The 26,016-nt window shown below is 67.8% G+C and carries 20 protein-coding genes and 2 pseudogenes; 13 read left to right on the forward strand and 9 right to left on the reverse strand.

Going from position 1 to position 26,016, the window contains the following annotated elements; all coding sequences use genetic code 11:
- Positions 1–28 precede the first annotated feature (28 nt).
- From AC5Y3P_RS06000 to AC5Y3P_RS06025, 6 genes are all read left to right on the forward strand, one after another.
- Complete coding sequence (locus AC5Y3P_RS06000; protein ID WP_500044967.1) at positions 29–445, forward strand: TM2 domain-containing protein; 417 nt, start codon at positions 29–31, stop codon at positions 443–445.
- The gene (locus AC5Y3P_RS06005; protein WP_500044968.1) at positions 435–857 is read left to right on the forward strand and encodes a DUF2752 domain-containing protein; all 423 of its coding nucleotides are present in this window, start codon (positions 435–437) and stop codon (positions 855–857) included. Before AC5Y3P_RS06000 ends, AC5Y3P_RS06005 begins: the two co-directional genes overlap by 11 nt.
- Positions 858–1,045: 188 nt before the next feature.
- Positions 1,046–5,629: a glutamate synthase large subunit gene (gltB, locus tag AC5Y3P_RS06010; RefSeq protein ID WP_500044969.1), complete on the forward strand. Its 4,584-nt coding sequence runs from the start codon at positions 1,046–1,048 to the stop codon at positions 5,627–5,629.
- A complete protein-coding gene (locus AC5Y3P_RS06015; RefSeq protein WP_500044970.1) occupies positions 5,622–7,124 on the forward strand; it encodes a glutamate synthase subunit beta in 1,503 nt (500 codons plus the stop codon). The genes gltB and AC5Y3P_RS06015 overlap by 8 nt, the downstream gene beginning before the upstream one ends.
- 79 nt (positions 7,125–7,203) lie before the next feature.
- Positions 7,204–8,622, forward strand: coding sequence for a pyruvate kinase (gene pyk, locus AC5Y3P_RS06020; protein ID WP_500044971.1), 1,419 nt, complete (start codon positions 7,204–7,206; stop codon positions 8,620–8,622).
- Positions 8,623–8,635: 13 nt separating this feature from the next.
- On the forward strand, positions 8,636–9,523 hold the full coding sequence (locus AC5Y3P_RS06025; protein ID WP_500044972.1) for an acyl-CoA thioesterase domain-containing protein: 888 nt from the start codon (positions 8,636–8,638) through the stop codon (positions 9,521–9,523).
- Between the two features lie 4 nt (positions 9,524–9,527).
- Here the strand turns inward: AC5Y3P_RS06025 and AC5Y3P_RS06030 are convergent, their stop codons facing one another.
- The 6 genes from AC5Y3P_RS06030 to AC5Y3P_RS06055 form a co-directional block, all read right to left on the reverse strand.
- A complete protein-coding gene (locus tag AC5Y3P_RS06030) occupies positions 9,528–10,037 on the reverse strand; it encodes a DUF4190 domain-containing protein (protein ID WP_500044974.1) in 510 nt (169 codons plus the stop codon).
- 11 nt (positions 10,038–10,048) lie between these two features.
- Positions 10,049–11,731, reverse strand: a complete 1,683-nt coding sequence (cydC, locus tag AC5Y3P_RS06035) for a thiol reductant ABC exporter subunit CydC (protein ID WP_500044975.1) — start codon at positions 11,729–11,731, stop codon at positions 10,049–10,051.
- Positions 11,718–13,316 carry a thiol reductant ABC exporter subunit CydD gene (gene cydD / locus AC5Y3P_RS06040; protein WP_500045000.1) on the reverse strand — a complete coding sequence of 533 codons (1,599 nt, stop codon included), beginning with the start codon at positions 13,314–13,316 and terminating at the stop codon, positions 11,718–11,720. The genes cydC and cydD overlap by 14 nt, the downstream gene beginning before the upstream one ends.
- Before the next feature lie 62 nt (positions 13,317–13,378).
- Positions 13,379–14,419: a cytochrome d ubiquinol oxidase subunit II gene (gene cydB, locus AC5Y3P_RS06045; RefSeq protein ID WP_500044976.1), complete on the reverse strand. Its 1,041-nt coding sequence runs from the start codon at positions 14,417–14,419 to the stop codon at positions 13,379–13,381.
- Positions 14,420–14,444: 25 nt separating this feature from the next.
- Entirely contained in the window at positions 14,445–15,995 is a 1,551-nt protein-coding gene (locus AC5Y3P_RS06050) for a cytochrome ubiquinol oxidase subunit I (RefSeq protein ID WP_500044977.1), read from the reverse strand.
- A gap of 80 nt (positions 15,996–16,075) precedes the next feature.
- Positions 16,076–16,645, reverse strand: a complete 570-nt coding sequence (locus tag AC5Y3P_RS06055; protein ID WP_500044978.1) for an HdeD family acid-resistance protein — start codon at positions 16,643–16,645, stop codon at positions 16,076–16,078.
- Between the two features lie 65 nt (positions 16,646–16,710).
- Between AC5Y3P_RS06055 and macS the strand changes: the two genes are divergently transcribed.
- From macS to AC5Y3P_RS06075, 4 genes are all read left to right on the forward strand, one after another.
- Positions 16,711–17,877: a MacS family sensor histidine kinase gene (gene macS, locus AC5Y3P_RS06060; RefSeq protein ID WP_500044979.1), complete on the forward strand. Its 1,167-nt coding sequence runs from the start codon at positions 16,711–16,713 to the stop codon at positions 17,875–17,877.
- Positions 17,867–18,535, forward strand: a complete 669-nt coding sequence (locus AC5Y3P_RS06065) for a response regulator (RefSeq protein WP_500044980.1) — start codon at positions 17,867–17,869, stop codon at positions 18,533–18,535. The genes macS and AC5Y3P_RS06065 overlap by 11 nt, the downstream gene beginning before the upstream one ends.
- A 57-nt stretch (positions 18,536–18,592) precedes the next feature.
- Complete coding sequence (locus tag AC5Y3P_RS06070) at positions 18,593–20,455, forward strand: DUF2339 domain-containing protein (RefSeq protein WP_500044981.1); 1,863 nt, start codon at positions 18,593–18,595, stop codon at positions 20,453–20,455.
- 170 nt (positions 20,456–20,625) lie between these two features.
- Positions 20,626–21,054: a Dps family protein gene (locus AC5Y3P_RS06075; RefSeq protein ID WP_500045001.1), complete on the forward strand. Its 429-nt coding sequence runs from the start codon at positions 20,626–20,628 to the stop codon at positions 21,052–21,054.
- Position 21,055: 1 nt separating this feature from the next.
- Here the strand turns inward: AC5Y3P_RS06075 and AC5Y3P_RS06080 are convergent, their stop codons facing one another.
- Together AC5Y3P_RS06080 and AC5Y3P_RS06085 are read right to left on the reverse strand one after the other, a co-directional pair.
- Positions 21,056–22,375, reverse strand: coding sequence for an adenylate/guanylate cyclase domain-containing protein (locus AC5Y3P_RS06080; RefSeq protein ID WP_500044982.1), 1,320 nt, complete (start codon positions 22,373–22,375; stop codon positions 21,056–21,058).
- 31 nt (positions 22,376–22,406) lie between these two features.
- Positions 22,407–23,018 (reverse strand): TetR/AcrR family transcriptional regulator, encoded by a 612-nt coding sequence (locus tag AC5Y3P_RS06085; RefSeq protein WP_500044983.1) that lies wholly within the window; start codon positions 23,016–23,018, stop codon positions 22,407–22,409.
- Positions 23,019–23,079: 61 nt separating this feature from the next.
- Between AC5Y3P_RS06085 and AC5Y3P_RS06090 the strand changes: the two genes are divergently transcribed.
- From AC5Y3P_RS06090 to AC5Y3P_RS06100, 3 genes and pseudogenes are all read left to right on the forward strand, one after another.
- Positions 23,080–24,090, forward strand: a complete 1,011-nt coding sequence (locus tag AC5Y3P_RS06090) for an oxygenase MpaB family protein (protein WP_500044984.1) — start codon at positions 23,080–23,082, stop codon at positions 24,088–24,090.
- A 34-nt stretch (positions 24,091–24,124) separates the two neighbouring features.
- Positions 24,125–24,688: pseudogene (locus AC5Y3P_RS06095) on the forward strand (TetR/AcrR family transcriptional regulator); the annotation flags it as partial.
- Positions 24,689–24,869: 181 nt separating this feature from the next.
- Positions 24,870–25,529, forward strand: a complete 660-nt coding sequence (locus AC5Y3P_RS06100; RefSeq protein ID WP_500044985.1) for a biliverdin-producing heme oxygenase — start codon at positions 24,870–24,872, stop codon at positions 25,527–25,529.
- Between the two features lie 33 nt (positions 25,530–25,562).
- Here the strand turns inward: AC5Y3P_RS06100 and AC5Y3P_RS06105 are convergent.
- Positions 25,563–26,016 (reverse strand): annotated as a pseudogene (locus AC5Y3P_RS06105) (hypothetical protein); the annotation flags it as partial.

Below are 26,016 nucleotides of genomic sequence, written 5' to 3' on the forward strand. Positions count from 1 at the left end.
AAACGGCCTGATCTGGCATGCTGGGCTCATGACGGATCCGCACCCCGACTTCTCCCCGGGCGACGGCTCCTCGCCCGGCGGAGCACCCCAGCCACCACCACACGTCCCACCGATGCCCCCGCCGTACACCGTGGGCGGCTATCCGTACCCACCAGGCGCCTACCACGATCCGGCGGCGCCATGGGGTCGCCACCCGGTCACCGGTGAGCCGCTGTCGGACAAGTCCAAGGTGGTCGCCGCACTGCTGCAATTGATCGGGCTGTTCGGTGTGGTCGGTATCGGCCGGATCTACACCGGTGACGTCACGCTGGGGATCATCCAGATGGTCGTCGGCATCCTCACGTGTTTCCTCGGCGCCGCGATCTGGGGCGTCGTCGATGCCATCCTGATCCTCACCGACAAGGTCCGCGATCCGCAGGGCCGCCCACTGCGCGATGGCACCTGAACCGCCCTCAGCGCCACCGGACCGGCACCTGCATGGCTGGGTCGCCCTCGGGACGGGCGCGGCCGTCGTCGGCGCGCTGACCTACATCGGATTCAACGACCCGCACCGGCCGGGGTCGCTGTACCCCGGCTGCACGTTCAAGGCGCTGACCGGTTGGGACTGCCCCTTCTGCGGTGGCCTGCGGATGACGCATGACCTGCTGCACGGCGACCTCGCCGCCGCCGTCGCCGACAACGTCATGTTGCTGATCGGACTGCCATTGCTGGCGCTGTGGCTGCTGATGCGTTACCGCCAACGTCGCCCGCTGCTCACCCGGATGAGTGTCGCGCTCGTCACAGTCGCGTTGCTGACCTGGACCGTGACCCGCAATCTTCCCGGTTTCCCGCTCGTCCCAACGCTTCTGGCTGGTTAGCGCCGCCGCCGCGCTGCTACACTTGCCCGGCGGTACCCAACCAGCGCCGAACCGGCGTGCGGTACCCATTCATGTCGGGCCGATGCAGTCCCGGTTGTCACACGTCAAGACTGCGGCCGGCCTGGACGACGCCCCCTCTGGAGGCGTCGCGTCCCAAACCCGCCCGCGCCAGCGGAGGTGTGTTGGACATGCTCTTTTCCGCGCTGCCGGAGGCCCAGGGCCTCTATGACCCGGCGCAGGAATCCGATTCCTGCGGTGTGGCAATGGTCGCCGACATCAAGGGCCGTCGTTCGCACGGCATCGTCGTCGACGGACTCACCGCGCTCGAACACCTCGAGCACCGCGGCGCGGCCGGAGCCGAACCCAACAGCGGCGACGGCGCCGGCATCCTGCTGCAGTTGCCGGTCGAACTGTTGCGCGACGAGGTCGACTTCGCCCTGCCGGAACCCGGTGCGTCCGGCGCGAACACCTTCGCGGCCGGCATCTGCTTCCTGCCGCATGATCTGGATGCCCGCGCCGGCGCTATCCGGCGGATCGAGGAGATCGCCGCCGACGAAGGTCTCGAACTGCTGGGATGGCGCGAGGTTCCGGTCGATCCGGACGGTGCCGACATCGGCCAGACCGCGCGCAACTGCATGCCCTATATGGCGCAGCTGTTCGTCGCCGCGCCAGAACGGGACGGCAGCCGGCCGGCCGGGCTGGAGCTGGACCGGCTCGTCTATCCGCTACGTAAACGCGCCGGGCACAACACCGCACAGATCGAAGCCGAGGGCAGCGGCATCTACTTCTGCTCATTGTCCTCGCGCACCATGACCTACAAGGGCATGCTGACCACGATGCAGCTGCCCCGGTTCTTCCCGGACCTGCGCGACGAACGATGTTCGAGTGCCATCGCGATCGTGCACAGTCGGTTCTCCACCAACACCTTTCCGTCCTGGCCGCTGGCACACCCGTTCCGGTTTGTCGCGCACAACGGCGAGATCAACACGGTGCGCGGCAACCGCAACCGGATGCATGCCCGGGAAGCCATGCTGGAGAGCTCGGTGATCGGCGGCGACCTGTCCCGGCTGCGGCCGATCTGCACCCCGGATGCCTCCGACTCGGCCTCGTTCGACCAGACGCTGGAGTTGCTGCACCTGGGCGGGCGCAGCCTGCCGCACGCGGTCATGATGATGATCCCGGAAGCCTGGGAGAACGATTCCACGCTGAGTCCGGCCCGGCGAGCGTTCTGCCAGTTCCATGCCTCGATCATGGAGCCCTGGGACGGCCCGGCCTGTGTCACCTTCACCGACGGCACAGTGGTGGGTGCGGTGTTGGACCGCAACGGTTTACGGCCCGGCCGCTGGTGGCGCACCCTCGATGACAAGGTGGTCCTGGCCAGCGAGAGCGGTGTACTGGACGTACCGTCGTGCGACGTCGTCGCCAAGGGTCGGCTGGAACCGGGCAAGATGTTCCTGATCGACACCGAGGCCGGCCGGATCATCTCCGACGACGAGATCAAGGACCAGTTGGCGGCCGAGGCGCCGTACGGCGAATGGCTGCACGCAGGACTGCTCGACTTGAACTCGCTGCCGGACCGCACCCGCGTGCAACCCAACCACGAATCCGTGCAGCGGCGTCAGATCTCCTTCGGCTACACCGAAGAGGACCTGCGCCTGATCATCACCCCGATGGCGTCCAGCGGGGCCGAGCCGATCGGCTCGATGGGCACCGACACCCCGGTCGCTGTGCTCTCGAAACGACCGAAGTTGTTCTACGACTACTTCGTTCAGCTGTTCGCTCAGGTGACCAACCCGCCGCTGGACGCCATCCGGGAAGAGATCGTCACCTCGATGACCCGGGTGATGGGACCGGAACAGAACCTGCTGGAGGCCAGCGCCGCGTCGTGCCGGCAGATCCAGCTGTCGTGGCCGGTGATCGACAATGCCGAGCTCGACAAGATCGTGCACATCAATGACGACGGCGAGCATCCCGGACTGCGGACCGCGGTACTGCGCGGGCTCTACGACGTCGAGCGCGGTGCCGAAGGACTGGCTGAAGCGCTCGACGAGCTGCGTGCCCGGGCTTCGGCGGTGATCGCCAAAGGTGCTCGCACGCTGGTGATCTCGGATCGTGACTCCGACCACACCAAGGCGCCGATTCCGTCGCTGCTGGCGGTTGCAGCCGTGCACCACCACCTGGTGGCCACCAAGGAACGGACGAAGGTGGGACTGGTGGTCGAGACCGGGGACGCCCGCGAAGTGCACCACATCGCGCTGCTGATCGGGTACGGCGCGGCCGCGGTCAACCCGTATCTGGCTTTCGAGTCGATCGAAGACCTGATCCGCGAGGGCGAGCTCACCGGGATCGAACCCGCCACCGCGGTGCGCAACTACCTCAAGGGTCTGGGCAAGGGCGTGATGAAGGTGATGAGCAAGATGGGCATCTCCACCGTCGCGTCCTACACCGCCGCGCAGGCCTTCGAGGCAATCGGTTTGCACACCGACGTGGTCGACGAATACCTGTGCGGCACCGTGAGTCAGCTCGGTGGCGTCGGCCTCGCTCAGATCGCCGAAGAGGTCAAGCTGCGACACCGTCGGGCCTACCCGGAGAATCCGACCGAGCGGGTGCACCGCAGGCTCGAGGTGGGCGGCGAATACCAGTTCCGGCGCGAAGGCGAACTGCACCTGTTCACCCCGGAAACCGTGTTCCTGCTGCAGCATTCCACCCGCACCGGGCGGTACGACGTGTTCGCCCGCTACTCCGAGGAGGTCGACCGGCTGACCCGGGAGGGCGGCACGCTGCGCGGCCTGTTCGAGTTCAAGACCGGTGTGCGACCGCCGGTTCCACTGTCCGAGGTGGAGTCGGTGGACTCGATCTGCACAAGGTTCAACACCGGTGCGATGAGCTACGGTTCGATCTCGGCCGAAGCGCACGAGACCATGGCGATCGCGATGAACAACATCGGAGGCCGGTCGAACTCCGGTGAGGGCGGCGAGGACGCCGAACGGCTGCACGACCGGCGGCGGCGCAGCGCGGTCAAGCAGGTGGCCTCCGGCCGGTTCGGGGTCACCAGCGACTACCTGCTGAACGCCACCGACATCCAGATCAAGATGGCCCAGGGCGCCAAACCCGGTGAGGGCGGCCAACTTCCGGGCTACAAGGTGTATCCGAACATCGCCAAGACCCGGCACAGCACGCCGGGTGTCGGACTGATCTCACCGCCGCCGCACCACGACATCTATTCGATCGAGGATCTGGCCCAGCTGATCCACGACCTGAAGAACGCCAACTCGGCCGCGCGCATCCACGTCAAGCTGGTCAGTTCGGTCGGCGTGGGTACGGTGGCCGCCGGGGTCTCCAAGGCGCACGCCGACGTGGTGTTGATCAGCGGATACGACGGCGGCACCGGTGCCGCGCCGCTGACCTCGCTCAAACACGCCGGTGCGCCGTGGGAAATCGGCCTGGCCGACACCCAGCAGACACTGGTGCTCAACGGGCTGCGGGACCGGATCACCGTGCAGTGCGACGGCGGTCTGCGTACCGCGCGCGACGTCATGGTGGCCATGCTGCTCGGCGCCGAAGAGTACGGTTTCGCCACCGCGCCGCTGGTGGTGTCCGGCTGCATCATGATGCGGGTCTGCCACCTGGACACCTGCCCGGTTGGCGTGGCCACCCAGAATCCGGAACTGCGGGCCCGGTTCACCGGCAAACCGGAGTTCGTGGAGAACTTCTTCCGGTTCGTCGCCGAGGACATCCGCCGCTATCTGGCCGAGCTCGGTTTCCGCAGCATTGACGAAGCCGTCGGGCATGCCGAACTGCTCGACACCGCAGCCGGTGTGGCCCATTGGAAGAGCCAGGGCCTGGATCTGGCCAAGCTGTTCGTGGTGCCCACCGCGGGCCACGGGCCCGGCGACGTGCAGCGGCGCAGACTGCGCGAGCAGGATCACGGTCTGGATCAGGCGCTGGACCAGACTCTGGTGGCACTGGCCGACGGCGCCCTCGAGGACGCGCACCGGGTGGTGCTGGAACTGCCGGTGCGCAACGTCAACCGCACCGTCGGCACACTGCTCGGCTCGGAAGTCACCCGCCGCTACGGCGCCCAGGGTCTGCCGGACGGCACCATCACGGTGAAACTGACCGGTTCGGCCGGCCAGTCACTGGGGGCCTTCCTGCCGCCGGGTATCACGCTGGACCTGACCGGCGACGCCAACGACTATGTCGGCAAGGGGCTTTCCGGCGGCCAGATCATCGTCCGACCGCCCGAGGATGTGCTGTTCCTGGCCGAGGACAACGTGATCGCCGGCAACACCCTGCTCTACGGCGCCACTTCCGGTGAGGTGTTCCTGCGCGGTCAGGTGGGCGAACGGTTCGCAGCCCGCAATTCCGGTGCGCTCGCGGTCACCGAAGGTGTCGGTGACCACGCCTGTGAGTACATGACCGGCGGCCGGGTGGTGGTGCTCGGACCGACCGGGCGCAACATGGCCGCAGGCATGTCCGGCGGGGTCGCCTATGTGCTGGGCCTGGACCCGGCCACGGTCAACACCGCGATGGTCGAACTGCAGGAACTGGAAAGCGAAGACCTGGCCTGGCTGCGCGAAACCATCGCCCGGCATGCGCAGCTGACCGGCAGCACGGTGGCCGGCTCCGTGCTGGCCGATTGGCCCAGGCGCAGTGCGCAATTCACCAAGATCATGCCGGTCGACTACCAGCGGGTGCTGCAAGCCACCCGGATGGCCAAGGCCGAAGGACGAGACGTGGACACCGCAATCATGGAGGCGACCCGTGGCTGACCCGCAAGGTTTCTTGTACGTACCCAAGGTCGAGGCGGCCAAGCGGCCGGTCGACGAACGCGTGCAGGATTGGCGTGATGTGCACCAGTCGCAGCCCCCGCAACAGCGGGCCGCGCAGGTCAGCCGGCAGGCCCGGCGCTGCATGGACTGCGGTATCCCGTTCTGCCACTCCGGAACTGCGGGCTGCCCGCTGGGCAACCTGATCCCGGAATGGAACGATCTGGTGCGGCGCGGCCGCTGGGATGCCGCCGCCGACCGGCTGCACGCCACCAACAACTTCCCGGAGTTCACCGGTCGGGTCTGCCCGGCCCCGTGCGAATCGGCCTGCGTGCTGTCGATCGCCGAGGACCAGACCGGGGGCAGCGTCACGATCAAACGCATCGAACAGACCATCGCCGACCAGGCCTGGTTGGACGGCACGGTGCAGCCGCAGCCGCCGGCGATCATGACCGGTCGCCACGTCGCGGTGGTGGGCTCGGGCCCGGCCGGATTGGCTGCCGCACAACAACTCACCCGCGCCGGCCATCATGTCACGGTCTACGAACGCGACGACCGCCTCGGCGGGCTGCTGCGCTACGGCATCCCGGAGTTCAAGCTGGAGAAGGATGTGCTCAACCAGCGGCTGGCTCAGATGCGCGCGGAGGGAACACGTTTCGTGACCGACTGCGAAGTCGGTGTGGACCTTTCGGTCGACGAGCTGCGCAACCGGTTCGACGCCGTGGTGCTGGCCGTCGGGGCGCTGCGGGCCCGTGACCACGACGTCGAAGGCCGCCACCTCGCCGGGGTGCACCTGGCGATGGAGCACCTGGTGCCGGCCAACCGGCAGTGCGAGGGCGACGGGCCCTCGCCGCTGTCCGCGGCAGGCAAGCACGTGGTGATCATCGGCGGCGGCGACACCGGCGCCGACTGCCTGGGCACCGCGCACCGCCAGGGCGCGGCTTCGGTCACCCAGCTGGACTACAACCCGGAGCCACCCGGGGTCCGCGACGCCGACCGTTCGCCGTGGCCGGCCTGGCCGCTGGTGTTGCGCACCTCCTCGGCGCACGCCGAGGGCGGCACCCGGCGCTACCAGGTCGCGGTGCAGCGGTTCGTCGGCGACGACGACGGCAACCTGGTCGCGATCGACATCGCCGAGGTGGAAGTGAGCCGCGACGCCGACGGCCGACGCAGCATCACCCCGGTCGGCCAGACGCAGCGGCTGCCGTGCGACCTGGCTCTGCTGGCGATCGGCTTCGAAGGCGTCGAGCAGATGCCGCTGCTGGACGGTCTGGGCCTGGAGCTCAACCGGCGCGGTTCGCTGGCCTGCGGCTCGGATTGGCAGACCGACGCGCCCGGGGTGTTCGTCTGCGGTGATGCGCACCGTGGCGCCTCGCTGGTGGTGTGGGCGATCGCCGAGGGTCGCAGCGCCGCGCACGCGGTGGACACCTACCTGATGGGGGAGTCGGACCTGCCGGCTCCGGTGCGGCCTTCAGCGTTGCCATTGGCGGTCGTCTAGATGACTATCCAGCGAACCCTGATGCGCCCTGATCTGGATCGTTCGAGATGCCGATGTACCGCGGCTATGCTGAGACGTCGTGACTAGGCGCGCGAAGATCGTTTGTACGCTCGGCCCGGCGACGAGCTCCGATGAACGGGTACGGGCGCTGGTCGAGGCCGGCATGGACGTGGCCCGGCTGAACTTCAGCCACGGCGAACACGCCGACCATGAGGCCGCCTACAAGCGGGTTCGACTCGCCTCGGACCAGACCGCACGCGCGGTCGGCGTGCTGGCCGATCTGCAGGGTCCCAAGATCCGGTTGGGCCGGTTCGAGGACGGCCCGGTGCAGTGGGACACCGGCGAAACCGTCCGGATCACCGTCGAGGACTGCTTGGGCAGCCATGACCGGGTCTCCACCACCTACCGGGACCTGGCCAACGACGCCGAGCCGGGGGACCGGATGCTGATCGACGACGGCAAGGTCGGCCTGGTGGTCGAACACGTCGACGGCAACGACGTGGTGTGCACGGTCACCGAGGGCGGCCCGGTCAGCAACAACAAGGGACTGAGCCTGCCCGGCATGAACGTCTCGGTGCCGGCGCTCTCGGACAAGGACATCGAGGACCTGGAGTTCGCGCTGCGGCTCGGCGTCGACCTGATCGCGCTGTCGTTCGTGCGTTCCCCGGCTGACGTCGAACTGGTACACGCCGTGATGGACCGGGTGGGTCGCCGGGTGCCGGTGATCGCCAAGCTGGAGAAGCCCGAGGCCATCGACAATCTGGAGGCCATCGTGCTGGCCTTCGACGCGGTCATGGTGGCGCGCGGTGACCTGGGTGTGGAGTTGCCGCTCGAAGAGGTCCCGCTGGTGCAGAAGCGCGCGATCCAGATGGCCAGGGAGAACGCCAAACCGGTGATCGTCGCCACCCAGATGCTGGACTCGATGATCGAGAACTCCCGACCGACCCGCGCCGAGGCCTCCGACGTGGCCAACGCCGTGCTCGACGGCGCCGACGCGGTGATGCTCTCGGGTGAGACCTCGGTGGGCAAACACGCGCTGGAGTCGGTGCGCACCATGGCCAGGATCATCAAGGCGGTCGAGGACAATTCGATCGCGGTGCCGCCGCTGACCCACGTGCCGCGCACCAAACGCGGCGTGATCTCTTATGCCGCACGCGATATCGGTGAGCGACTGGACGCCAAGGCGCTGGTGGCGTTCACCCAGTCCGGTGACACCGTGCGCCGGCTGGCCCGGCTGCACACCCCGCTGCCGCTGCTGGCGTTCACCGCGTTGCCGGAGATCCGCAGCCAGCTGGCGCTGACCTGGGGGGTGGAGACCTTCATCGTCGACCAGATGGAGAACACCGACGAAATGATCCGCCGCGCCGACCGCGAACTGCTGGACCTGGGCCGCTACCGGCGCGGTGACATGGTGGTCATCGTCGCGGGTGCGCCGCCTGGCACAGTAGGCTCGACGAACCTGATCCACGTCCACCGGATAGGGGAGGACGACCTCTAAACCAGGAGAGCCCATGCCCAGGCCGGCCGGTGCCGACTTCGCCGAACTGCTCACCGTGCTGGATCTGCGGCCGGCCGACCCGGTCGACGGCCAGGAACGCTTCTTCGGGGTGCATCCCAGCAAGAACCCGATCCGCACCTTCGGTGGTCAGATGATGGCGCAGGCGTTCGTCGCGGGCAGCCGCACGGTCGACGCCAAGGTGCCGCCCAGCGCGCTGTCGGTGCACTTCATCGCCGGCGGCGACCCGGCCGCCGACCTGGAGTTCCGGGTGGTCCGGCTGCGCGACGAACGCCGGTTCGCCAACCGGCGCGTCGACGTCGTGCAGGGCGACCAGTTGTTGGCCACCGCGCTGATTTCGTACTTGTCCGGCGGCCGCGGCCTGGAGCACAACATCGCCGCACCCGACGTGCCCGGGCCGGACAACCTGCTGCGGATCGATGACTACCTGGTGGGTTACGAGCAGACCGTGCCGCTGTTCGTCGAGGCGCTGCGGCCTATCGAGTGGCGCTACACCAACGACCCGGCCTGGGTGATGCGGGACAAGGGCGGCAAACTTGAGCACAACCGGGTCTGGATGACCGCGATGGGCACCATGCCCGACGATCCGGTGCTGCACAACGCGGCCCTGGTGTACTCGTCGGACACCACCGTGCTGGATTCGATCATCACCACGCACGGGCTGTCCTGGGGGCATGACCGGATCTTCGCGGTCACCATCAACCACTCGGTGTGGTTTCACCGGCCGATCGACTTCGGTGAATGGTTGCTGTACTCGACGAACTCGCCGGTGGCCGCCGACTCGCGCGGGCTGGGCACCGGCCACTTCTTCGACAGCACAGGCACTTTGGTGGCCACCGTGGTGCAAGAAGGCGTGGTCAAGCACTTCCCGGCGCGGCGCTGACGCGTTACGGTCCGGGCGTCGGGGTGAGCGTGACGCTGAGCTGATCCTCGAGCCGCTGCTGGAACTGTTCCTGACACTCCTGCTGTGCGGCCTGATCGGCGCCGGCATCGCGCAGGCAGGTAACCAGGTCCCCGCCGCCGAATTGGTTGAAACCCCAGATGCCCATGGCCACGACCGCGACGTTGACGAGGATGCCCAGCAGACCCAGCACGATGCCGGCGATCGCCATACCGCCGTTGTTGGCCTGGCCCTTGCGCACCCGCAGGTACCCGGCGACGCCGAGGATGATGGCCACCGCACCGGCGACGAAGCCGCCGACCAACAGCAGCACCGCGGGCAGCGACAGCAGACCGATCACCAGGGCCGCGACGCCCAGTCCGTTGCGCATCGGTTGGGGCGCCGCGTAGTCGCCGTAGGGCTGCGGTGGTGGCGGTACGGACTGGCCGTACGGGGGCGGCTGCGAAGGGGGCGGTGGGTAACTGTCTGCGGGCTCCGGGGCAGGTGGCTCAGTCATGTCTTCGAACGCTACCTGCGAATTCGCACCGGCACCGGCGTTCTGCCCGCCAACCCGATTACCTTGACGTCGGTGTCGGCCGGCAGATGATGGGTGGCCACCACGACGGTGCGCTCTGGTCCGATCAAACCCGCTGCTGGGCTCAACAATTCACGGAGCACGGCATCGGAGTCGGCTTCGTCGAGATGCTCGGTGGGCTCGTCGAGCAAGATGACCGGAGCACGGGACAACAGCACCCGGGCCAACAGCAGCCGCCGCCGCTGCCCGGCAGACAGCGCCGCCGCACCGCCGGACAACACCGTCGACAACCCCGCGGATTGGCTGGACAGCCAGTCGCCCAGGCCGACCCGGGACAGCGCTTCGGTCAGTTCGTCGTCACCGCAATCCCCGCGTACCACCAGCAGGTTGTCCCGCACCGTGGTGTCGAAGACGTGGGCGTCCTCGGCGAAGTAGCCGATCCGCTGCCGCACCTCGGTGTCCGGCAGCTCATCGAGTCGTCGACCGCCGATGCTGACCTGACCGTTCAGCGGTTCGATCAGGCCGGCCAGGGTCATCAGCAACGAGGACTTGCCCGAGCCGCTGGCGCCCAGCACCGCCAGCCGGGTACCGGGGAGCAGTTGCGCCTCGAACTCGACCCCGGATGCGGTGCCCGGATAACCCGCCAGCACCGCCGCCTCCATGGTGAGATCGGCCGGCCCGCCGGCAGGTTGCTGCGGACCAGGTTCGCCGTGCGGATCGCGTTCGGGCCCGGTCATCTCGAACAGCCGGCGCGCCGCGATCCGGGACTTGGTCAACTGCATGGCCGCGGCCGGCAGCGCAGTGGTGGCCTCGAACGATGACAGTGGCAACAGCATCAGGATCGCGACCGTCGTCGGCGCCACCGACGATGCGATGCCGATCCCGGCGATCACCGCACCCAGCACACTGGCTCCGATCGCCGCGGTCGGCATGGCTGCCGCCACCGCGGCGGGGACGGCCGCGCGGTCCACGGCGAGTGCCCAATTCCGTTGCCGCGCCGCGGATTCCTCGATCAACCCGGACAGTCGACCGGCGATGCGCAGCTCGGCGGCGTGATCGAGTGCAGTCATCGCGGCGACGTCGCGCGCAGCCAGTTCGGTGCGTGCGGCCTCCTGCTGGGCGATGGTGGCGCGGGCCGACAGCCACGGTGCGGCCACCCCGGCGATCAGCAGGCACAGCGCCAACACGGCTGCGGCGCCGGGGGAGATGATCGCGATCACCGTCACCGCGGCCACCGACAGCACGGCGGCCACCGCGATCGGCAGCACGGCGCGCACCAGCACGTCGGCCAGATCGTCGACGTCGGTGCCGACCCGGCCGACCAACTCACCGCGCGGCAGCGCCACCACGTTCTCCGACGGACCCTCGGCCAGTCTGCGGTAGATCTGCTCGCGGGCGGTACCCGCAGCGCGCAGCGCCGTGTCGTGCGTGGCCAGGCGTTCGCAGTAGTGCAGCACGCCACGCGAAATGCCGAACGCGCGCACCGCGACCACGGCCACCGACAAGTCCAGGATGGGGGGCATCTCCCAGGCCCGCGTGATCAGCCACGCCGACACACCGGCCAGCGCGAGTGCACTGCCCAGCGACAGCACACCGCAGGTGACCGCCAGCAGCAGTCGCGGCCAGCGCGGCTTCAGCAACGCCAACGCCTGCAGCAGCGGATCAGAGTAGGACATGGCCACCCACCTCGACGATCTGATCGGCGATGCTCCGGACCGGTTGCCGGTGGCCGACCAGCACCACCGTGCATCCGGCCGCGGCGCGGCCGGTGATCGCCTGCAGGGCGCGCGCCTCGGTGTCGGCATCCAGATGTGCCGTGGGTTCGTCGAGCAGCAGCACCGGTGCCGCGCTGCCGAGGCTGCGGGCCAAGCCGAGCCGTTGCCGCTGTCCCAGCGACAGCCCGATCCCGCCGCGCCCGATCCGGGTGGCCAAACCCTGCGGCAGCTGGCCGATCACGTCATCGAAACCCGCTGCCGCACAGGCCGCATCGAGGTCCGCCAGCGGGCCGAACAACTGCAGGTTCTCGATCAAGGTGCCAGACACCAGCACTGGCCGCTGCGGTAGCCAGGACAGCTGTCGCCACCAGCCGGCCGGCTCGAGTTCGGCGATGTCCACCCCGGCCACCGTGACCCGCCCGGACGTGGCCGGGATCAGGCCGGCGAGCACTGCCAACGTGGTCGACTTGCCGGCGCCGTTGGCGCCGGTGAGCACCGTCACCGCCCCGGGCGGCGCGGTGAAGCTCAGGCGATCGGGTCGGTTGCCGTCGCGTCCGGCCACGGCCAGTTCCGCGACTCTGATCTCGGCGCGGTCGGCAGTGATGACGCGGGTACCCGGCCGGTGCACCGGGGCGGTCTCGATCAACCGGAACGCCGCATCGGCTGCCGCCTTACCGTCCTGGGCGGCATGGAATTCCACCCCCACCCGGCGCAGCGGCCAGAATACGTCGGGCGCCAGCAGCAGCACGGTCAGCGCGGGCAGCAGTTCGACGTACCCGTACACCAGTCGCAGGCCGACGCTGACCGCCACGATGGCCACCCCGAGGGTGGCCAGCAGTTCCAGCACGAAACTGGACAGGAACGCGATGCGCAGCGTCGACATCGTCGAACGCCGGTGTGCGGTACTCAATTCGGCGATCCGGGTCTCCGGGCCGCGGGCCCGGCCCAACGCCCGCAGCGTGGGTAGCCCGGCGACCAGGTCCAGCATCCGGGACTGCAACGTGGTCATCGCCGCCAGGCTGGCCGCCGAGCGGGCTGCGGTGGCCAACCCGATCAGCACCATGAAGATCGGAATCAGCGGCAGCGCCACCAACACCACCAATGCAGCCTGAAAGTCGAAGTACGCCATCGCGATCAGCGCGGTCGGGGTGAGCAGCACCGCCAGGATCAGCGCCGGCAGATACCCGGTGAAGTACCCGCGCAGACCATCCAAACCGCGCACCACCACCGCGGCGGCGTCATCGCGATGTTCGGCCGCAGTGCGCGGATCGGCGGCGGTGACCGCGGTCAACACCTGGCCGGACAGTTCCGAGATCGCTGCGCTGGCATCGCGTTGCCCGATTCTGGCCTGCCACCAGGCCACCACACTGCGCACCGTCCACACCGCCGCCAAGGCCAGCAGCGTCGGTGCCCAGTGGCTCAGTGTGCGGCTGGCCGGGTCGGTGATCACGCCGGCCACGATCCGGGCGGTCAGCACCGCGCCGGCGATGGCACACCCCGCGATCAGCACACCGCAGCACACCGTGGCGGTCAGGTAGTGGCGCACCGCCAGCGAGGCCTGCCACAACCGGGGGTCGAGAGGTCCGCGGGCCAAGTGCGTCTCCCGACTCAGGACTGATCGATCTTGAGGCCGATCGACGCGGGTATCCGATCAGCCGAGATCCGTTGCCGGAACACCCAATACGTCCAGCCCTGATAGACCATCACCAGCGGGGCGAAGATGGCTGCGGCCCAGGTCATGATCTTCAGCGTGTATGGCGTCGACGAGGCGTTGTAGATGGTCAGACTCCACTCCGGGTTCAGCGTCGAGGGCACCAGGTTCGGGTAGAGGTCGCCGAACAGCATCAGGATCACCGCCAACACGGTCAGCGACGTCAGCACGAACGTCCAGCCGTCGCGGGCGCCGCCGAACAGCAACCCCACCGCGCCCAACAGCGCCGCCACGGCGATCCCGAACACCACCCAGGTCCACACCTCGCCGTAGGCCAGCTGGGTCCACAGTCCGAAACCGCCGACGATCACGACCACCGGGCCGGCGATGATGCGGCCGATCTTCAGGGCGTTGTCGCGAACCTCACCCGCGGTCTTGAGGGCCAGATAGGCCGCGCCGTGCAGCGCGAACAGTCCGCCGGTGGCCACCCCGCCGAGCACGGTGTATGGGTTGAGCACGTCGGTCACCGACAGATGCACCTGGTGGTTGGCATCCACCGGCAGACCGCGCAGCAGGATCGCGAACACCGTGCCCCACAGCACCGCGGGCAGCCAGGAGCCGATCGCGATGGCCAGGTCGGCGCGTCGCCGCCACACCGGGTCGTCGATCTTGCCGCGCCATTCGATCGCCACCACCCGCACGATCATCCCGAACAGGATCACCAGCAGCGGCAGGTACAGCCCGGAGAACACCGTGGCATACCAGCCGGGGAAGGCCGCGAACATGGCACCGGCCGCGGTGATCAGCCACACCTCGTTGCCGTCCCACACCGGTCCGATGGTGTGCAGCGCCGCGCGCTGATGGTTGTCGCGGTCGACATGGGCCATCCGGCCGAGCGGGGCCATCAGCATGCCGACGCCGAAGTCGAATCCCTCCAGCACGAAGAAGCCGATGAACAGCACCGCGACCAGGATGAACCACAGTTCCTGAAGTCCCATTCCAGTGTCCCTTCTGCGCGTCGACTCAGTACGCGAACGACAGCGGGGTCGGTTCGTCGTCGTCGCTGGGTTTCTCCGGCGCCGCGGGCTCGGCATCGTGTTCCTGCGGCCCGATCGCCACGTAGCGGCGCATCAGGTAGAACCAGATGACCGCCAGTACCGCGTAGGTCAGCGTGAACACCGTCAGCGACAGCCACACCATGCCCACCGAATGGTTGGACACCCCGTCTTGCACGGTGAGCCGGACCATTTGGTCGCCAGTGGGATTCGGTACCACCACCCAGGGTTGTCGACCCATCTCGGTGAAGATCCACCCGGCGCTGTTGGCCAGGAACGGTGTGGGGATGGTGATCAGCGCGAACTTGGAGAACCAGCGTTGGTCCGGGATCCGCCCGCCGCGGGTGAGCCACAGTGCCACCAGGGCGAACAGCACCGGGACCGCCAGCAGGCCGATCATCGCGCGGAACGCCCAGTAGGTGACGAACAGGTTGGGCCGGTAGTTGCCCGGGCCGAACCGCTCCTCGAAGTCGCGCTGCAGGTCCTCGACGCCCTCCAGCGTGACCCCGGACAATCGGCCCTCGGCGAGGAACGGCAACACGAAGGGCACGTCGATCACCCGGATGATGCCGTCGCAGTTGTTGTGCGTGCCGACGGTCAGGATGGAGAAGTTCGGATCGGTTTCGGTGTGGCACAACGATTCCGCCGACGCCATCTTCATCGGCTGCTGTTCGAACATCAGCTTGGCCTGGATGTCGCCGGTGAAGAAGAGCGCGATCGCGGCGACCAACGCCACCCAACACCCCAGGATGCAGGCCGGCCGGTACAGACCGGCCGTGACCGCCGGGTCGGTGGGCTTGTGCTCGGTATCGGCGTCGGCATCACCGTCAGTGTCAGCGGCCGCGGACGCTGTGGCGGGCACTGCGGCGGCGGGTCTGGTCTGGGCCCGACGGCTGCGCACCATCCACCATGCGCTGACCGCCGCGACGAAGGTGGCCGCGGTCAGGAACGCACCAGCCACCGCATGCAGGAACGCCCAGATCGCGGTGTTGTTGGTGAACAACTCGACGATGCTCTGCAATTCGGCGCGGCCGGTCTCCGGGTTGTAGCGAGTGCCGACCGGATGCTGCATGAACGAGTTGGCCGCGATGATGAAGAACGCCGACATGTTCACCGCTATCGCGACGATCCAGATACAGGCCAGGTGTATCAGTCGCGGTAGTCGGGTCCAGCCGAACAACCACAACCCGATGAACGTCGACTCGAAGAAGAAGGCGGCCAGACCCTCCATGGCCAGCGGTGCGCCGAAGACGTCGCCGACGAACCGCGAGTATTCGCTCCAGTTCATCCCGAACTGGAATTCCTGCACGATCCCGGTGGCCACCCCGATCGCGAAGTTGATCAGGAACAACTTGCCGAAGAACCGGGTCAGCCGGTACCACTCGTCGCGCCCCGTGACATGCCAGATGGTCTGCATCACCGCGATCAGCGGAGCCAATCCGATGGTGAGCGGTACGAAGATGAAGTGGTAGACGGTGGTGATACCGAACTGCCACCGGGAAACGTCTACTACGTCCATTTCAGGTCCATTTGCATCATCTCCGGGGCTGCGGGGTCAGCAAGACTACGACGGAGTGTAGTAGTTGTCGGTCGGGTGGACTAGGTGATGTTCAGCTCCTTGCCGGCGCGACGGATACCGAACGCGGTCACGATCTCCAACACGCCGATCACAACCAGCCAGATGCCGGCCACCCAGAACAGCGTGACGATCGAGATGTCCGGCCACGCCAACATCACGATCCCGGCCGCCAGACTCACCAACCCGAAGAAGATCGACAGGCCGCGACCCGGCAGGTCCGGATCGCTGACCGCCGACACCGTGGTGGCCACGCCACGGAAGATGAAGCCCACCGCAATCCAGATCGCCATCAGCAGTACGGCATAGCCTTCACCGAAGTGCCGGAACGCCAGCACCGCAAGGATCAGCGCGGCCGCGCCGCTGACGAACAGCAAGACGCGCCCGCCCGCACTGACGTGCAGACTGAACGCGAACACCACCTGCGCGACGCCGCTGATCAACAGATAGAGGCCAAACAGCACCGCTGCCACCACGATCGATTTGCCGGGCCAGGCCAGCAGCAAACCCCCGAGGATGACTGCCAACAATCCGGACAGCAGCGTCGTTTTCCACAAGTGGGGCAGCAGGCTTGGTACGAAAGTGGTCTCCATGCACGCAGTGTGACATAGAGCGCCGACGGAATCGGCGAATTGGCCCATCGCTCTATGCTGTGGAAATGGCGGCGCCCGATCCCACCACTCCGCTGTGGCGCGCGGCCCAAGTCTTCCGCTTGCTCAGCTTCGCCTACGCCACCGGGTTTCAGATCGTCAGCAACGACGAGTTCGAGCGACCGGTGTTGGCCTGGGTGCTGTTCGGACTGCTCTCGGCGTGGACGTTGGTCTGCGGGGTGGCCTATCTACAGGGCTTCGGCCGCCGCTGGAGCTGGGTGCTGGCCGAGTTCGCCGTGGTGGCCGCGCTGGTCGGTTCCACTGCCGTGGTGGCGTCGCCGCAGTGGATCGCCGACAACCAAGCCTGGCCGACCACGCTGTGGGCCACCAACGTGACGGTGTCGGCCGCCATCCTGGCCGGGCCGCTGCCCGGGATGGCCGCCGGGATCGGCGTGATGGCCGTGATCGCACTGCTCAAAGGCCACATCAATGTGGACTTGGCGCGCAACGCGACGATCGTGCTGCAGTTGGCCGTCGGTCTGGCGGTCGGCATGGCCGCGCAGACCGCGCGCCGGGTGCACGCCGAACTGGAACGCGCCGTGCGGATTTCGGCTGCGGTGGCCGAACGCGAGCGACTCGCCCGGCAGGTGCACGACGGCGTCATCCAGGTACTCGCCCTGGTCGCCAAGCGCGGACGCGAAATCGGGGGTCCGGCAGCCGAACTCGCCGTGCTGGCCGGTGAGCAGGAACGTGCGCTGCGACGCTTGGTCAGCGCCGCCGACGTGCCCGCCGATCATCAGCTGTCCGCCAGCGCCGAGTGGGTGGATCTGCGCGCGGCGATGAACCGTCGCTCCGGAGAGCGCGTCACGGTCAGCGTCCCCGGCACTGCGGTGCGCCTGCCCGGGCCGGTGGCCGAGGAAGTGGACGCCGCGGTCGGCAACATCCTGGACAACGTCCGCCTGCACGCCGGTCCGGATGCACGCGCTTATCTACTGGTCGAAGATCTCGGCGACGCGGTGACGGTCAGCGTGCGCGACGACGGCGTCGGTATTCCGGCCGGCCGGGTGGCCCAGGCCGCCGCCGACGGACGGATGGGGATCACGAAATCGATCGTCGGCCGGTTGGAAGCCCTGGGCGGAACGGCTGCACTACATTCCGAAGTCGGTGACGGCACCGAATGGGAACTCACGGTGCCCCGGCAGCGGACGGAGGACGGAGTCCACGATGACCGATGAACCCAAGCCGCTGACCGTCATGGTGGTCGACGACCACCCGATTTGGCGTGATGCGGTGGCCCGAGATCTGGAAGCCGATGGTTTCAAGGTGGTCGCGACGGCCGACGGCGCCGCCGCGGCCCGCCGCCGCGCCGCCGTGGTGCGCCCCGACGTGGTCGTGATGGACATGAACCTGGCCGACGGCGACGGTGTCAGCGCCACCGCGCAGGTGCTCGAGGTCTCGCCGACGTCGCGGGTGCTGGTGCTGTCGGCCTCCGGTGAACGCGACGACGTGCTGCAGGCGGTCAAGGCCGGTGCGACCGGCTATCTGGTCAAGAGCGCCTCCCGGGCCGAGTTGGCCGAAGCAGTGACTGCCACGGCGGCGAGTCGGGCGGTGTTCACCCCCGGGCTGGCCGGGTTGGTGCTCGGCGAGTACCGGCGCATCGCGCAGAAACCCAAGAAGGACGGGCCCACCCTGACCGAGCGCGAAACCGAGGTGCTGCGCCACGTCGCCAAGGGTTTGACCGCCAAGCAGATCGCGGCCAAACTCTCGGTCAGCCACCGCACCGTGGAGAACCACGTGCAGGCCACGTTCCGAAAGCTGCAGCTGGCCAACCGCGTCGAACTCACCCGATACGCGATCGAGCACGGCCTGGACAAAGATCCGGGAACTACCTAGCCCGGTCCGGTAGTCCTACTCATTCGCCGGTGCGCGGTGCCGCGCGACCATTTCGGTATGACTGTGCAACAGCAGGCCGCCGTTCAGGCACTGTCCGAAGAGTTCAGCGCGATCTCCACGCACCTGGCGCGGATGGGCGCCAAACTCACCGAACTGCAACAGAGTTTCGTCGTGACGCCGGACCCGCTGCACACCGCCGCCCCGATGCCGATGCCAACCCAGCCGCCACCCCCGGTCGCGGCGGCCGCCCCGATGCCCTACCCCTATCCCCAGCCGACGTTTCCGCCGCCGCCGTCGGCGTACCCTCCGGTGCGGCCCACGCGACCCGCACCGCCGCGCCCGCCGATCACCGAACGTCTGCGCGGGGACACCGATCAGGGCTGGATCGGGAAGTTGCTCGCGGTGGCCGGGGTCGCCGTCACGCTGGTCGGCGTCGTGTTGTTGCTCGTGCTCGCCGCGCAGGCCGGCCTGCTGCGCCCGGAGATCCGGGTCGCGGGTGGCGCGCTGTTCGCGGGTGCGCTGGTGGGAGCCGCGGTCTGGTGGAATCGCCGGCCCGGCGGTCGCACCGGTGCCATCGCCTTGGCCGCCACCGGATTGGCCGCGGCCTACCTGGACGTCTTGGCGCTCACCACGATCTACGAGTGGCTGCCGCCGGTTCCGGGTCTGCTGCTGGCATCGCTGATCGGTGGCGGTGGTCTGCTGCTGGCCCGGGTTTGGGATTCCCAGCAGTTGGCGCTGTTGGTGATCGTCCCGCTGATCGTGCTGGCACCGGTGATCACCGGCGGAGTCACCCTGCTGGCGGTGGGGTTCATGATCGTGCTGTCGGCCGCCGCGCTGCCGGTGCAGGTGGGCAAGGACTGGGTCTGGATGCACGCGGCCCGGACCGTCGCGGTGACGTTGCCGGTGGCGGGTGCCTTGGCCTCAGCGGCGTGGGGTTCGACCGAGAGCGCCGGGTTGCTGGCCGGCGCCGCCGTCGTCGCCGCGATCCTGGCGGTGGTCTCCACCGTGGTGCTGTTGCCGAGTGCGGCACCCGGCAAGCGAGTGATGCTGGCACTGATCGGTGCCGGCGGTGTGGGCCCGGCGTTGCTGACCGGAATCGCAGTGCCAGCGGTGCCGGCCGCGTCGATCGCGGCGGCGATCGCCGTTGCGCTGCTCGGTGTCGTCGCGGCAGGGCCCAATCTGCCCGGAACGACGGGTCCGGTGGCTCGAGTCTGGTCCGGTCTGGCGGCCGTCGCGGGTGTGGTCGCGGTGACCGTCGCCTTCGACGGGCCGGTGGTGGTTCCGGTGCTGCTCGGCATGGCGACCGTCATCGGGCTGGGCGCCCGTCGGCATGCTGCTGCGTTGTGGGCGGCGTCGGGGTACGCGGTCCTGGGTGGCCTGGGCTATCTGAGCTATGCGTCGCCGGAGGCGCTGCTCCGCCCCTGGCAACCCTCCGGCGCGCTGGCGGCCACCATCTTGACCAGCTCGGTGTTGGCCGTGACCGCTGCCGCGACGATCGCCTGGGCGTTGCTGGAACGGTCTCGGAGTTCGGAAGCCACGCAATGGATCTGGGCCACCCTCGCGATCGTCGGCGGTTATGCGGTGACGACCTTCACGGTCACCGCGGGGGTGCTGCTCGGCGGCACCGGAGCTGGTTTCCTGGCCGGCCACATGGCCGCGACGATCTGCTGGATCGGCGCTGCGGCAGCACTTTTCGTGGTGGCGTTGCGGGTTCCGGATCGAGAAGCGCGCACCGTGCCGCTGCTCGGTGGTCTGGCGCTGACGGCGGCGGCCACTGCCAAACTGTTCCTGTTCGATCTGGGCACGCTCGACGGTATGTTCCGGGTGGCGGCCTTCATCGTGGTCGGTCTGATCCTGCTCGGCATGGGTGCCGGTTACGCCCGCAGCCTGGCGGCCCAAGACCGCAACCACAGCTCATGAAGTGACCAGTCTCACCTTCTGCGACGGAAGGTTTCGGTGTGACTCGGCGTTACACCTTATAAGCCCTCAGGACGAAAGGAGATGTGTTCATGTCTGTTTCGAACACCATCGTCAAGAACAACCGACGCGAAGCCGCGGAGATTTCCGGCTTTGCGCCGTCGCCCATCTTCATGGACAGCCTGCAGCGGGTCCTGGTGGACCTGATCGAACTACAGCTGCAGGGCAAGCAGGCGCACTGGAACGTCGTCGGCACCAACTTCCGCGACTTGCACTTGCAGCTCGACGAATTAGTCGACGCGGTACGACTAGCCAGTGACGAGATCGCCGAGCGGATGCGCGCCTTCTACGGCCTGCCCGACGGCCGGACCGACACCGTGGCAGCCACCACGACGCTGCCGCAGTTCCCGCCGCACGAGCAGAACACCGCCGAGGTGGTCGACATGATCACCACCCGGATTCAGGCCGCCGTCGCGACCATGCGCGACGTGCACGACGCCGTCGACGCCGAGGATCCGAGTACTGCCGACCTGCTACACCAGCACATCATCGAGTTGGAGAAGCTGGCCTGGCTGATCGCTTCGGAGAACCGCAAGGTCTAACTCACGGCAGCGCCGCCGACCGGTCATCCGGTCGGCGGTTTGTCGTCTCCGGGTGGGTATTCCGCGGTCCCAGCAGATACCAGGTCCGCATCAAACCCTTGCCCTTCACGTTGATCTCGCCGCGTTCCTCGAACTCGAAGGTGTCGGCGAGCCTGGCGCGCACCGCATCTGGGACCTGGATGCGGCCGGCCTGATCGGTGCTCTCCATCCGGGAAGCCACGTTGACCGCGTCGCCCCACACGTCGTAGAAGAACTTTCGCGCACCCACCACGCCGGCCACCACGGGCCCGGCGGCGATGCCGATCCGCATCGGCACCGGAGCGTCGGTGGGGTCGCGCATGGTGTCGACCGTTCGGGCGATGTCCAAGGCGAAGGCGGCGAGCGCCTCGAGGTGATCGGACCGCTGGTCGGGTACGCCACTGACCACCATGTACGAATCACCCGTCGTCTTGATCTTCTCCAATCCGTGCGCGTCGGCGATCCGGTCGAACTCGGTGTACAGCTGATCCAGGAACGCGACCAGGTCAGCCGGCGCCATGTGACTGGCCCGCTCGGTGTAGCCGGCGATGTCGGCGAACAGGATCGAGGCATCGTCGTAACGATCGGCGATGATGGCGTGCTCGGGGTCTTTGAGGCGTTCGGCCACGCTGGTCGGAAGGATGTTGGCCAACAAGCGTTCTGAGCGTTCGTACTCCTGCTGCATGGCTCGTTCGGCGCGGGCCGTCTCCCGCAGCGCGTACCAGACCGCCGAGAACGCCATCACCGACGCAGTGATCACCGACGTCGTGAACGCCACCGACAACGTCCAATCCGGTTGCAGCCCAGTGCTGTACGGAGTGGTCAGGCGCAACGCGATGGCGGTCAGCACCCCGATGGCGGCGAGCGCACCGGCCAACCGGATGCGCTCGATGCCCAACACCAGCACCACGATCGTCGCTGCCACCGGGTAGTAGAGCAGCAGGCCCCCACCGGTGCCGGAGGTCACCGTGATGAAGGCCAGCGAGCCGTAGGCCAGCGCCACGAACGCCAGCGGCGCGACCAACTCGCCGAACCGGCGCAGCAGCGGAATCAGCAGGAAGCCCGCCGCGGAGGCCAGGTTGAGCACGCACAGCACGAGCACCCGCGGGTTATCGGTTACCAGCAGTTGGAAGATGCCGAACCCGCCGGCCACCAGGGCCGCGATCCTGGTGGTGATCATCAGCACTCGGTGCTGCCGGTCAATGCGGTCGGCATAGTGCGCGTCGGCGGCCGGGGCGCACATGTGCGACTGGCGTACTTGGGCGTTCGTCAGTGCTTCCGCGGCGCACCACTTGTTCGCCACGGTTTCAGCGTAGCGCCGCAGTTGCCGCCGGTCAGGTAGTCGCCAAGACCAACCGGACGGCATGCCCGACGACGGCGTCGAGATCCTCGCCGAGGTTGCCGGACAACCACTGATGAGCCAACTCGGCCATCGCGCCGGTGTACATCGCGGCGGCCACCTGAGTGGCGACCGGTGCGGTGCGCGGGTGCACTTCCCGGTGCGCCGCGAGCAGCATCTGCCGCAGCACGTCCTGGGCCTGCTCGCGTCGGGCCGCCAGCACCGGATTGGCGCGGGCGTCGGTGAACAACACCCGGCCCCGGCGCGGATCTGCCGAGCTGAAGCCCAGCACGGTGCGGATCCCGGCCGCCAGCCGGGCAGCATCGGAGTGACCTGCTGCGTCGGCGTCAGCGATGGCGGCGGTCACCTCGGCGTTGAGTTCGGCCGAGACCTTGTCGTAGACCGCGCCGAGCAACTCGTTGATGTCGCTGAAACTCTCGTAGAAGTAGCGGGTGTGCAGTGCGCACTCCCGGCATACGGAGCGGACCGAGACCGCGGCCTCGCCACCAGCGCCGAACAGCGAGTAGGCGGCGTCGGTGAGCAGAGTGCGGCGCTCGGCGCGCCGGTCGGTCAACGGAACGCCGGCCCACCGGGTGGGACTCGACATGGCATGAGCGTAACCGCCGAAGGTCTGGCCACATGCGTATCCAAAATTGTAGGCTTGGGAGATGCACCTGCCCCATCAGCTCTTGCAGCAACGCATCACGTCGTTCTACGACGCCGAGATCCGCAGTCGTTACTTCCGCGGACTCGACTTCGCCGGACCGCAGGGCGACCCGGGCTGGTTCGGTCCGGGCAGTGCGGTCTGGCATGTGCACTCGCACACTCCGGCGCTGATCTTCGGCCTGCAGTGCGCGGCCTACCTGGAGCGGTTCGACCCCAGCATCTTCTGGATGGGGATCCAGCACTCGCGGTTGGTGGGCGACGGCACCGACGGCGTCACGCATCTGCACATCGACCCGGAAGGTGCGGCGGTCCGGTTGGGGCATTCGGTCTCCTTCTTCATCGCCACCGCCTACGGCTCGACCGAGACCGCCGAACGCGTGACCAGCACCGTGCGCGCCATGCATCACACCATCAAGGGGCAGCGGCCCGACGGCTTGCGCTACGACGCCGACGACCCGGAATGGCTGCGTTGGAACTACGCGACGGTGGTGTGGGGGATTGGCACCGCGCATGAGTACTACCATCCGAATCCGTTGCGGGGCAAGAAGATCGACCGGTATTACCGGGAGTTCGTCAAGGTGGGTCATGCCCTGGGTGGGACGGATCTGCCGGAGACCAAGGCCGACACGCTGGACTGCCTGAAGTCCTATCTGCCCAAGCTGGCGCTCACCTACGGCGCCGCCATGGCCACCAATTCCAACCTGGGCGGAGCCAACGGGCCGGCGGGTCCGCCCGGGGGTGACTTCTTGGACTGGGCGGTCCGCGACACCATGCCCAGTTGGGCTGCTGCGATGGTCATGCACCGCACGCCCAACCCGATCGAGCGGACCTTGCGGCAGGCGTCGGTGTGGTCGGTGATCAACGGCGTCCATCTGGCGATGGGACCGCTGCCGGAGTTCCAGCAGGCTCGGCAGCGGGTCCGCGCGGGGCGGCTGGCCAAACCGACGTCGCCGAGCTATGTGCTCGGGTCGGACCCGGCGCGTAGCCGGACCCAGGTCGAACAGATGGCCTGACGCCGTCGCTGAGGTGCCGGACTAGAGTCGCGGCGTGCCCAGGATCAGCGCTTCCTCGGTCGAGGAGCACCGCGAGCAGGTTCGGCGTCGTGTTTTCGACGCGTTCGCGGCGCTGATGGCCGAGCACAGCTTCGATGCCATCACGATGGCCAAGTTGGCGGCCGCGGCCGGGATCGGGCGCACTGCGATCTACCACCACTTCGCTGACAAAGAGGCCGTCGTGGTGGCGTTCGCTTCGGATGAGACCGCGCGCTACATCGACGGGCTACGCGCCGCGCTGGCCGGTGTCCAGGCGCCCGCGGACCGGCTGGCCGTTTATGTGCGCCATCAGCTCGGTGCCGGCCAGCAGTTCCACATCGGACTGGGGAACCAGCTGTACAGCGCGTTGTCCGAGGAGACCCGGCTGGCCATCCGCGATCATGTGGTGGCGATCGAAGCCGTACTGCGCGAGATCTTGGCCGATGGCGTCGCGGCAGGGGATTTCGTCGTCGACGAACCCGCGGTGACCATGTCGTTGATCCACGCCTGCTTGGCGCCGCGACATTTGGCATCGGATGCCGTCGAGGCCTTCGTGCTGCGTGCCGTCGGTCTTCCGCCGAGCGCGGTTCAGTGTGCCGAACTCAATCGAAGCCGGGTTGCCGGCGGGCTCGGCGTGTAGGTCCGGCCGCGCCAGGGTAGGCAGCAGTTGCCGACGAAATCGTGTTAGGTTTTGACGAGTTGTCAGTATCGTTCTGACGCTTTGTCACTCGAAGTTCCTCGATAGACGACACGGAGCGCGTATGACTGTTGCTGCCACCTCTGTACCGGAAGCGACCGACTCGCTGTCGGTGGCGATGAAGACGGGTTCGGCTGCCGAGCATGACGATGCCGAGAATTCGAAGTTCGTTTCCGAGCTGCTCGACGGCCGGGTCAACGAGCAGGGTTACGTCGATTATCTGCTCCGGTTGCGGCTGATCTATGCGGCCATGGAGGAGGCGGTGCGCGATCATCGGAATGACCCGTTGGTGGCGGCCGTGTACGACCCGGCGCTGGAGCGGGTGGCGGCGATCGATGCGGATCTAGACCATTGGGCACCGGGGGTGTCGCGCGAAGTCGATTCTCCGGCCGCGGCGGCCTATCGCGACCGTATTGCAGGTCGCAGCTGGGGCGGCGATCTGATCGCTCATCACTACGCCCGGTATCTGGGTGACCTGTCCGGCGGGCAAGCCATCGGCCGCATTCTGGATCGCACCTTCGAGCTCGGTGGTGCCGGGCTGAATTTCTATGAATTCCCCTTGCGGGCAAAGCCTTACAAGGACGCGTACCGCGCCAAACTGGATGGTCTCGATCTGGACGCCGCCGACACCGCACGGGTGGTCGACGAAGTGAAGCTTGCGTTCCGGTTGAACCACACACTGTTCGCCGAACTGGGCCAAAAGCTGCCTGCCTATCGGCGCTGATATTTCGTCGCACTTCCATCGGGACGCCTTCGTTTAGAACGGTGGTTTGTTGGGGTCGTTGCTGACGTTGGGGCTTCGGGTGTCTTTGTCGGCCTGGGTGTTCGGGTTCTGCTCAGCCGGCAGGTCCTGTTCCAGTCCTGCTTCCTGTTCCAGTCCTGGTCGTTGGTCTTGGGTTGGTTCTTTGGGCGGTGGTGTTCGGTGTTTTTTGCGGGTGGCGTTGTTGTGGGCGCGTTCGGTTTTGCGGCGTTGGGCGGTTTCGGCGGCACGGGTGCGTCGACGCGTGGGCATCCTGAGGCCGCGGTCACCCTGGCTGGGGGTGGTCGGCGGAGGCTGATAGTTGGTCGGCGCCGGGGTGGTGGTGTCGAAGTCCGGCAGCGGCAGACGGCAGCCCGGAATTGTTCGGTATTGGTGGCCGGTGGGGCTGGTCCAGATGATGGTGCCGTCGGGTAGTTGGCGATCGGTCCAGTCGGTCCAGAAGGTGCGCAAC

This window comes from Mycobacterium sp. NGS45, assembly GCF_059812645.1.